A 10,147-nucleotide genomic window follows, 5' to 3' on the forward strand; every position below is an offset into this window, starting at 1 on the left:
TGTTAATCTTTCATAACCACCACTGCTGGTGGCAATTTTTTTGTCCAACAAGGCGGTAATGATACGACGTAGTCATTCTACATAAGTTATTACCAACGCCGTAGGGCGGAAAAATAGCCCCAGCCCTACGGGTTGCGGCTGAAAATGCACCACTCTTCGTGGCCTACATGGATGTAGGTCAGGGGCGTAAGCAGGATGCGGAAGCTTTGCTCGTCATTTATTTAGAGTGACTAAACTTCACTCCTCGCGTCTTGATTGGTGCATTCTCAGTCACAACAGAGGCGGTTATGAAAGATAAACAGACCCTGAGCTTGTTAATCTTTCATAACCACCACTGCTGGAGACTTTTTATTCGTCAAGCAAGACCCAGTAGTAACAGTTTTCGCGGAACATTGTACAATAGCCGCTGTTTATTCACTCTTAACTCTATAGGTTTTTAATGATTAGTCGTTTATTTATCGGTTTGGCGAGCGGTTTATTGATGCTGCCAGTCGGTGCTACAACGTTTGAATTAGCTGATGAAGAAGCGCGTGTCATTGGACACAACCTTATTGTCTACAGCCGGCATGAAGATACGTTACTGGATATTGGTCGTAAATTTGATTTGGGCTATACCGATATGGTGGAAGCAAATCCAAATCTGGACCCGTGGTTACCCGGTGATAATCAACCGGTATTAATCCCCAACCGTTTTATTATTCCTGACGCGCCGAGAAAAGGTGTGGTAATTAATATCCCGGAGATGCGCTTATATTATTTTTTGCCAAAACAAGGTGATCAATTACAAAGAGTAGTGACGCATCCCATCGGCATTGGTCGTGAGGGTCGCGATACACCATTAGGGAAGTTATCGATTATTCAAAAACGCGAGAACCCATCATGGACGCCTCCGGAGTCCGTTCGTAAGGAACATGCTGCGCAAGGCGATATCCTGCCTGCTGTTGTACCGCCAGGTCCTGATAATCCCCTTGGCACACGAGCTATGAGACTATCTAACCCCAGTTATCTGATTCACGGTACAGCCAAGCCATATGGTGTTGGTTTACGGGTGAGCAGTGGTTGTATTCGTTTATATCCTGAAGATATTGAACATCTGTATAGCCTGGTCTCTTTAAATACCCAAGTGAATATTCTGCATCAACCTTATAAGGCTGCCGTAGCGAATGGAAAGCTGTTTTTGGAAGCGCAGAAGCCCATACCTGAAATGTATGATGGTGTGAGCGGGAATATGACACCGATGGTGATGGCCGTTTTGGATGCTCAGGATTCAGTATTGTCAGAGCAGGACTGGCCATTTGCTGAAGAGATTGTGATGACCTCAGATGGTGTGGTTAAACAACTCAATCAGCAGGAAGAAAAGATCGTTGATAATGTCTGGTTTGTTCACGGCGGCTTAAAGCTGGAAACCGGAGCAAAAATGCGAAAGGCATTAGAAGCTTTGAATATGCAGGACAAATTCTGGCCGTTGCAAAATAAGGCTGTAGATGAAGTAGTGGTGGGCCCATTTGACACGTTGGAAGCCGCGCGTGAAGCGGCAGATAAAATTTCGGCTGCGGCAGGTATTCCTGTTTGGCCAGCGCATTTATCGGAAGAAATGTTTTAGGGCTTGTTTATCTTTCAGATCCACCACTGCTGGCGGCTAGTTTTCCGCCCTGCGGGTTGTGACTGAAAGAGCGCCACTATGCGTGGCCTACATGGATGTAGGTCAGGGGCGTTAGCACAGGATGCGGAAGCTTTGCTCGTCACTTATTTAGGATAACTACAAAAACGTCAGGACAAGCAATGTTCCAGACATTGCTATTGCATACACTCCATCCATGGAGATAAACGTTTTTGAGCGCAGGCCCCTTCGGGGTGAGATACATGGATGTATCTCACGAAAGGCGCTCTTCGTGCCTTGATTGGCGTTTTTTCAACTCACAACCCCTAGCATTACAAACTGCACAACCAAAAAAGCCGGGATAAATCCCGGCTTTTCTGTTTTTAAGCTTTGAAAAATAATTGTTTAGATTATTTGCTCATTGCTTTTTCAAACATACGATCGATTTTTGCACAGCAAGCATCAACTTGTGCTTGTGCATCTTCAGCCGCTTTTTGTGCATTCATTGCAGCCAATTCAGCGTCAGAAGCTGTACGTTGTGCAGTATCAGCAGTACTTTGCGCGTTGCGAGCTGCAACTAAAGCAGAATCAGCTGTTGATTGTGCAGACTCTACTGAACCTTTTAATGCTTCCATTTCAGCAGTATTTGCACATGCAGTCAGTAATGCCAACGGCAGGATAACGGCGCTCAGTTTAGCTAATGATTTCATTTGTATCTCCTTAAAGTGTTCTAGGGTTGGTAGCATTTCCATTTCGTTTGTAAATGCAAGCCTGTTAAAAGGCTAGCAGGAAATATTTATGCTGTCTATTGCCACAAATTTAAACTGCGAACCGATGGCGATAGTTGGTATAATTATGCTCTCTTTTTTTAGACTGGAATAGTATCTTGCTATTTCTGTCGCATTCTTTTTTTTGCTCTGGAAAAATTTGTTCTATGCATCCGATGCTTAATATAGCCGTACGTGCGGCTCGTCAGGCAGGTAGCCTGATTATGCGCTCTTTACAACACGTCGATCATTTGGAAATTACCGCTAAAGGTTTGAATGATTTTGTCACTGATGTTGACCGCCTTGCGGAACAGGAAATCATTAATACAATTAAAAAGTCCTATCCCGAACACGCAATTATGGCCGAAGAGTCAGGTGAAACAGGACAAAATGATGTTGTCTGGATCATCGATCCGCTGGATGGCACAACAAATTATCTGCATGGTTTTCCGCATTACTGCGTATCAATTGGTGTCATGGTTAAAGGCCGTATTGATCATGCAGTGGTATTTGATCCGATGCGCGATGAACTGTTTACTGCCAGCCGCGGTGAAGGCGCCAAACTGAATGACCGTCGTCTGCGCGTCAGTAAACGTAAAGATCTCAACGGGGCATTGATTGCTACCGGCTTTCCTTTCAAATATCCGCAACATATTGATGCTTATATGCAAATGTTTGCCGCGGTTTTTCCTAAAGTAGCGGATATTCGCCGTGCCGGTTCAGCAGCACTGGATCTGGCATATGTTGCAGCCGGACGAGTCGATGGTTATTGGGAAATCGGCTTGGAAAACTGGGATTTGGCCGCCGGTAAACTGTTGGTTGAAGAAGCGGGGGGTTCGGTAACGAACTTCACCGGCGGTGACAAGGTTTTAGATAAAGGGCACGTTGTTGCGGGCAATTTATCACTCCATGCTCATCTGCAAAAAAGTATTGCCCCGTTTGTGGTGGATAATCTGAAGTGATTGTGGTCCCCAACGGGACATTTTTTAACAGCGCATGCCAGCCATGCCTTAATGAACTGATTTTATGAGTAATAATTCTAGAGATATAAACAAACTACGTAACATAGCCATCATCGCGCACGTTGACCATGGTAAAACAACCCTGGTCGATCAGTTGCTGCGTCAGTCCGGTACCTTCAGTGAACATGAAGAGTTACAGGAAAGGGTAATGGACTCCAATGATTTGGAACGTGAGCGTGGTATTACCATCCTTTCCAAAAATACAGCGATCCGCTGGAATGACTACCGCATCAATATTGTGGATACACCAGGCCATGCCGATTTTGGTGGCGAAGTTGAACGTGTTTTGTCGATGGTTGATTCAGTGTTGTTGTTGGTTGACTCTTCAGAAGGTCCGATGCCGCAAACGCGTTTTGTCACACAAAAAGCGTTGGCTTTAGGTCTTAAACCGATCGTCGTCATCAATAAGATTGATAAACCAAGTGCTCGTCCAGGTTGGGTTTTGGATCAAACATTTGATCTGTTCGCCAATCTAGACGCCACCGATGAACAATTGGATTTTGATGTCATTTACGCCTCTGGATTGAACGGTTTTGCCGGTATGGAAGATACGGTTCGTGAGGGTGATATGACGCCTTTATTCCAACTGGTTGTGGATAGAGTGAGTCCTCCTGCGGTTGACCCTGAAGGTCCTTTCCGTATGCAGGTAACTTCACTTGATTACAATAGTTATGTTGGTGTTATCGGTATCGGCCGTATTGAGCGCGGTAAAGTGAAAACCAATATGCCGGTTACCGTAGTTGATCCGCAAGGCAAAAAACGCAATGGTCGCGTTATGCAGGTTATGGGATTTATGGGACTACGCCGTGAGGAAGTAGAAGAAGCACATGCCGGCGACATTATTGCGTTTACCGGTCTGGACCCACTGAATATTTCTGATACGTTATGTGACCCTAGTGCTGTTGAAGCATTACCACCGTTAAGTGTTGACGAACCTACCGTCACCATGACCTTTCAGGTCAACAATTCCCCGTTTGCCGGTAAAGAAGGCAAGTTTGTTACTACCCGACAAATCCGTGAACGTCTGGATCGCGAGTTAATCCATAATGTGGCATTAAAAGTCGAACAGTTGGTGGAAGATCCGGATAAATTCCGTGTTTCCGGTCGTGGTGAATTACATCTTTCCGTATTGATTGAAAACATGCGTCGCGAAGGTTTTGAGATGGGTGTTTCACGTCCTGAAGTGATTATTCGTGAAGTGAATGGCACCAAAGAAGAACCATACGAAGCGGTAACCATTGATGTTGAAGATACACATCAGGGTACAGTGATGGAAAAAATGGGTACTCGTGGCGGCGAGTTGAAAGATATGGCACCTGATGGCAAAGGTCGTGTCCGTCTCGACTTTATTATTCCATCACGTGGTTTGATTGGTTTTCGTACTGAATTTTTGACTGCTACCCAGGGTACAGGGTTAATTTACAGCGTATTTGATCATTATGCTCCAGTGAAACCGGGCACCTTTGGCAAACGCCAGAATGGCGTGTTAATTGCCAATGGTGTTGGTAAAGCCGTTGCTTTTGCTATCTTTAACCTCCAGGAGCGTGGCCGTATGTTTGTTGGCCATGGTGATGAAGTTTATGAAGGTATGGTTATCGGTATTCATTCACGTGATAACGATTTGGTGGTTAATGCCCTGAAAGGTAAACAGCTAACTAATGTTCGTGCTTCTGGTACGGATGAAGCAATTGCTCTGGTTCCGCCAATTCGTATGAGTTTGGAACAGGCGCTGGAATTTATCGGTGAAGATGAATTGCTGGAAGTCACGCCTAAATCTATCAGAGTACGGAAAAAACTTCTGCTGGAGCATGAGCGTAAACGCGCTTCACGCGGCTAGTTCTATCGTTAACTGATCAAGAAAGGGTATCCTATATCGGATGCCCTTTTTTTTTGAGGTAAAACATGCGAATTTTAATCCTGCTGGCGATAGGCCTGTTGTTATATCTAATCTTTCGGAATTTATACCGGCGGATAAAAAGTGAAAAACAAATCGAACAAGCTGAGAAAATGGTGCGCTGTGAACAATGTGGTTTGCATTTACTGGAACAGGAAGCCATTCAGAAAAATCAGCATTTTTTTTGTACTACAGAGCATCTTGAGGCTTATCAGCAACAAAAATAATGGCTGGAGAATACTTTACCACCAGTAAATCAGAGCAGGATCAGGCTTCCTGGCGTGCTCTGACATTATTTTCCGGCTACCGCCTATTTCTCGCAGCGATTCTGTTTGTTGTTTTTTATCTGGAGTTAGCCCCAGAGTTCATCGGTAATAAATATCCCTTATTACATCACTTTGTCAGCCTCAGTTATCTGATGGTCGCTGTATTGCTGATGATATTTTCCAGTCGACACTGGGGGGTATTTGTCACGCAATGCAGCATTCAGCTGATTATAGATATCATCGCGCTGGCATTAATTATTCATGCTGCTGGCGGCTTACAAAGTGGATTGGGTGCATTGCTGGTTGTAGTAGTGGTTGCCGGTGGTGCTTTAATCCCAGGCCGATTGGCTGTATTTATTGCTGCCATAGCCACATTATCGGTTTTGCTTGAAGCCGTTTATGCGGAGTTCATTGGAATGGGGCAAAGCCATTTTGCCCAAGCCGGAATGTTGGGGGCGATATTTTTTATTACCGCCGTTTTAGCGCAGTTACTTTCCCGAACCATGCAACGCTCACAATTGCTGGCAGAACAGCAGGCTCAGGATCTGAATAAACTGGCGAGCCTGAATCAGCACATTATCAGTCGCATGCAGGTCGCTGTATTAGTGTTGGATGAGCAAGGCAGGGTTTCACTTTGTAATCAGTCGGCCTCGCAGTTTATGGGAATCGAAAACGTCCCTTCACAATTTTTACTCAAACAGTATATTCCTGAGTTGGCTGAACAAATCTGGCGCTGGAAACAACATCTACCCGATCCATTTGAACCTTTTCATGCCCGAGCTGATTTACCTGAACTACTGGCCCGTGCAACCCAGTTGGATTCAGGTGAAGTTCTAGTATTTATTGAAAATACCACGGCAATGGCACAACAGGCGCAACAATTAAAATTAGCCTCCTTAGGTCGTTTAACAGCCAGTATTGCCCACGAAATACGCAATCCCTTAAGTGCTATCAGTCATGCCAGTGAGTTGTTGGCTGAATCCTTGCGCGATGATGATTCTGTCAGCAAGCTGACCGGGATTATTCAACGACATAGTGTTCGGATGAACAATATCATTGAAACCATTCTGGAAATGAGCCGACGCAAAAATGTCGAGCCAACGGTGGTGGTATTAAGCCCCTGGCTGGAAAAGCTGGTGGATGAATATTGTGAAATTAAACACATCCCGCCTCAGCAAATAGTACTGACCTCATCAGCACCGTTGGCCCGCATCTGTACCGATGAAGAACAATTGCACCAGGTAATATGGAATTTGATTGATAATGCATGGCACTATGCGGATAAAGAACAGGAAATGCCCATTGAAATCCGTATTACTCTGCAATCCGAAAATATTCATATCGATGTGATTGATAACGGTGCAGGCGTAAGTCCTCAAGCCATGGAACATCTGTTTGAACCATTTCATTCGGAACGCACAGGTGGCACCGGGTTAGGGTTGTATCTGGCTCGTGAGCTATGTCAGGCCAATGGTGCAAGGTTAAGCTACCTGCCGGAGTTTGGCAGCTGTTTCAGAATTAGTTTTCCACTGCAAAGACAAGAGTTTATCCAATGAACCCACAAGCATTGATTGTCGATGATGAGCCGGACATTCTCGATTTACTGTCCATGACACTGTCAGGCATGTCGATAGACTGTGTTACTGCAGAGAGCATTGCTGAAGCGGAAAGACTTCTGGCTCAGCAATCGTTTGATTTATGTTTTACCGATATGCGATTACCTGATGGTGATGGCTTAGAGCTAGTAAAAAAAATACAGGTCAGTTATCCGGAATTACCTATCGCGGTGATTACTGCCTATGGCAATATGGATTTAGCGGTCTCTGCATTAAAATCCGGCGCCTTTGATTTTGTCTCTAAGCCATTGAAACTGCAGGTTTTACGTGAGCTTGTGGATGCAGCTTTGAAATTGTCACCCAATCGGCCACATAAAAATGACCGGCGTTCACGTGATCGTTTATTGGGTGAAACCGAATTGATGCGTGAATTACGGGGCAAGGTCGCTAAACTGGCCCGTAGTCAGGCCCCGGTTTATATCAGTGGTGAATCAGGGACAGGCAAGGAGTTGGTTGCCCGATTGATTCATGATCTCGGCGCACGGTCGGATAAAGCGTTTGTGCCGGTAAACTGTGGGGCGATACCCAATGAATTGGTAGAGAGCGAGTTTTTCGGTCACAAAAAAGGCGCCTTTACCGGCGCAGTTGCCGATAAACAGGGATTATTCCAGCATGCTCATGGTGGCACGTTATTTCTGGATGAAGTTGCCGATTTACCCTTGATGATGCAGGTAAAACTGTTACGGGCAATACAGGAAAAAGCTATTCGCCAGGTGGGGGGGAATGAAGAGATAAATGTGGATGTCCGAATCTTATCGGCAACACATAAAAACCTGGCAGAGTGTGTCGATAATGGCACCTTCCGGCAGGATTTATTTTACCGGTTGAATGTAATTGAATTGCAGGTGCCGCCATTACGTGAGCGCAAAGCCGATATCCCCATTCTGGCAGAGCATATTCTGCTGAAACTGGCAGGTAAAACCCATTCGGACGTCATAACATTAACTGCTGAAGCCCTTGCTTCATTAGAACAATATCCTTTTCCGGGCAATGTACGTGAACTGGAAAACACGCTTGAGCGTGCGTTGACATGGGCTGAGGGAACGCAAATAACAGCAGAAGACCTGATGTTGCCAGTGACCAATCAGATAAATCATGCTGTTCCCCTGGTGTCAGAGCTATCAATGCCTGTGTTGAATCAGGATTTGGAAACCCATCTGGAAGAGCAGGAACGGGCCATCATTGAAAAAGCACTGAATGAGACCCGCTGGAATAAAACAGCTGCTGCCAAACGGCTTGGAATTACATTCCGGGCTTTACGTTACAAACTTAAAAAGCTGGACTTGGACTAAAAGATCAACAAGCCCTAAACGTAAGCATGCACCGATTCAATCGCAGTGCCATCACTCAAATACAAATCCTGATTGGCTCCATCAAGCTTTAAACTGAGCTGCAGAAACAGCTGGTTTTCATCACCGTGAATAGCATTAACAACATGGCCAATCACGGCCTTTTCCTTATCCACAATGGTCTCACCAATTTCAGGCAGGATATCTGTTTTGGCTATGGCCTGAAACAAACGACGTTTGGGTTCACCAAGATAATGCAAACGCGCGACAACTTCCTGTCCGGGGTAACAGCCTTTACGGAAACTCACACCACCTATTAAATCCAGATTGAGTTGTTGTGCGGTAAACAGCTCACGACTTGACGGAAAAATGACCGGAATCCCACTTTCAATCTCTGTGATAAACCAACTGGCTTCTGCAGCAAGCTGCCAGCCTTTGCTCATCAGATCTTCCAAATCAGAAGTCATCTGGTCAGTGGAGGCGATCAGCAAAGCACGGGATTGTGAAGGTAGAGGGATTGCCGAAGTCGATGGATCGTTACCTTGCAGCCCACATACCTGTAGAGTTTCGCTGCAGTCTGCAATCTCAACTTTGCTTCTCAATTTGAACATTTGCAGCCGCTGTGCCAGGAAAGCACACTGGCTCTGAGGTAATACCAGCTGATACCCACTCTCTGTTTTAACCAGCAGAAAAAGCGCCAGCAAACGACCTTTTGGGTTACACATAGCCGTAATCTGCGAAGCTTGTTGTTCCAGTTGCTTGACATCATTGGTCAGGAGATTTTGCAAAAAGTTGGCAGCTTCTTCACCCGTTACTGTTATTACGCCATAACTCGGTAATGGAATCAGGTAATGGTTTTCATCATTTCTGGTTGCCAATGGAGCTGATGCCTGTTGTTGCAAAATGGATTGATAGTCAGCGGTCATGAATTTACTCTTTAGCTTAAAGGATTAGTACCGTGCAATTGTAACAGGCCCTCAGTTTGGGAGAACAAGGATGAAGGAGCAGAAAAAAGGATTTTATCTCCCATTAGGGAGATCACGACTTTTACTGATTTACAGCCTGCTTGCACATATGCTGGCAGTGATAAGTATAGTTTTATTAACTGTTATACCAGTCGTTAAAATAGTATTTATTACAGGGGTTTTTATATGTCAGTTTTTGCATATCCGTCGGTTGGGTTTTCTCCGGGAATACAGGAAACGGCCTGTCACACTGATAAACACTATGAATGAATATTGGCAGATAGGGTATGCCGACAGTTCAAAAACAGCGGATTTATTACTCGAATCTGCGTGGGTCAACCGGTTCGCCGTCATTATCCATTTCAAATCATTGAACAAAAAACGTCTTTCACTTCTTATCCCGAGCGATTCGGTTGATCAGGAACATTTTCGACAATTACGCGTGCGGCTCAGATTGGCTTTTTTCCAGCAATAATACTGTTACTGGCGGTTTTATCCGATGTCTCCGGATAATCAAGCGTGTAATGCAGACCACGACTTTCTTTACGCTGTATCGCTGATTCGATGATCAATTCCGCTACATCAGCCAGGTTACGCAATTCCAGCAAATCATTACTGATATGGTGCTGACTGTAAAACTCATCAATTTCCTGTTGCAACAGGTACAAACGCTGGCGGGCGCGATTAAGTCGCTGAGTACTGCGAACAATGCCTACGTAATCCCACAT

The 10,147-nt window shown here is 45.1% G+C and carries 9 protein-coding genes and 1 pseudogene; 7 read left to right on the plus strand and 3 right to left on the minus strand.

Features of this window, described 5'->3' with window-relative positions; all coding sequences use genetic code 11:
* Positions 1-439 precede the first annotated feature (439 nt).
* On the plus strand, positions 440-1,603 hold the full coding sequence (locus B3182_RS14175) for a L,D-transpeptidase family protein (RefSeq protein WP_292355471.1): 1,164 nt from the start codon (positions 440-442) through the stop codon (positions 1,601-1,603).
* Positions 1,604-2,010: 407 nt separating this feature from the next.
* Here the strand turns inward: B3182_RS14175 and B3182_RS14180 are convergent, their stop codons facing one another.
* Positions 2,011-2,352 (minus strand): Lpp/OprI family alanine-zipper lipoprotein, encoded by a 342-nt coding sequence (locus B3182_RS14180; protein ID WP_292741451.1) that lies wholly within the window; start codon positions 2,350-2,352, stop codon positions 2,011-2,013.
* Between the two features lie 182 nt (positions 2,353-2,534).
* Here B3182_RS14180 and suhB point away from each other — a divergent pair, with 182 nt between their 5' ends.
* From suhB to B3182_RS14205, 5 genes are all read left to right on the plus strand, one after another.
* Positions 2,535-3,329 (plus strand): inositol-1-monophosphatase, encoded by a 795-nt coding sequence (suhB, locus tag B3182_RS14185; RefSeq protein WP_292355475.1) that lies wholly within the window; start codon positions 2,535-2,537, stop codon positions 3,327-3,329.
* 64 nt (positions 3,330-3,393) lie between these two features.
* Positions 3,394-5,226 (plus strand): translational GTPase TypA, encoded by a 1,833-nt coding sequence (gene typA, locus B3182_RS14190; protein WP_292355477.1) that lies wholly within the window; start codon positions 3,394-3,396, stop codon positions 5,224-5,226.
* 65 nt (positions 5,227-5,291) lie between these two features.
* The gene (locus B3182_RS14195; RefSeq protein ID WP_292355479.1) at positions 5,292-5,510 is read left to right on the plus strand and encodes a PP0621 family protein; all 219 of its coding nucleotides are present in this window, start codon (positions 5,292-5,294) and stop codon (positions 5,508-5,510) included.
* Positions 5,510-7,105, plus strand: coding sequence for a sensor histidine kinase (locus B3182_RS14200; protein ID WP_292355481.1), 1,596 nt, complete (start codon positions 5,510-5,512; stop codon positions 7,103-7,105). The genes B3182_RS14195 and B3182_RS14200 overlap by 1 nt, the downstream gene beginning before the upstream one ends.
* Positions 7,102-8,457 (plus strand): sigma-54-dependent transcriptional regulator, encoded by a 1,356-nt coding sequence (locus B3182_RS14205; RefSeq protein ID WP_292355483.1) that lies wholly within the window; start codon positions 7,102-7,104, stop codon positions 8,455-8,457. Before B3182_RS14200 ends, B3182_RS14205 begins: the two co-directional genes overlap by 4 nt.
* Positions 8,458-8,471: 14 nt before the next feature.
* On the opposite strand, the gene B3182_RS14210 is transcribed toward B3182_RS14205, so the two are convergent.
* Entirely contained in the window at positions 8,472-9,380 is a 909-nt protein-coding gene (locus tag B3182_RS14210; RefSeq protein WP_292355485.1) for a YgfZ/GcvT domain-containing protein, read from the minus strand.
* A gap of 148 nt (positions 9,381-9,528) precedes the next feature.
* Between B3182_RS14210 and B3182_RS16380 the strand changes: the two genes are divergently transcribed.
* Positions 9,529-9,894: a protein YgfX gene (locus B3182_RS16380; protein WP_366652738.1), complete on the plus strand. Its 366-nt coding sequence runs from the start codon at positions 9,529-9,531 to the stop codon at positions 9,892-9,894.
* Here the strand turns inward: B3182_RS16380 and B3182_RS14215 are convergent.
* Positions 9,869-10,147, minus strand: a pseudogene (locus B3182_RS14215) (L-aspartate oxidase); the annotation flags it as partial. The gene B3182_RS16380 and the pseudogene B3182_RS14215 sit on opposite strands and share 26 nt — an antisense overlap.

The organism is Methylophaga sp. UBA4204 (assembly GCF_002379485.1).
Classification (GTDB): Bacteria; Pseudomonadota; Gammaproteobacteria; order Nitrosococcales; family Methylophagaceae; genus Methylophaga.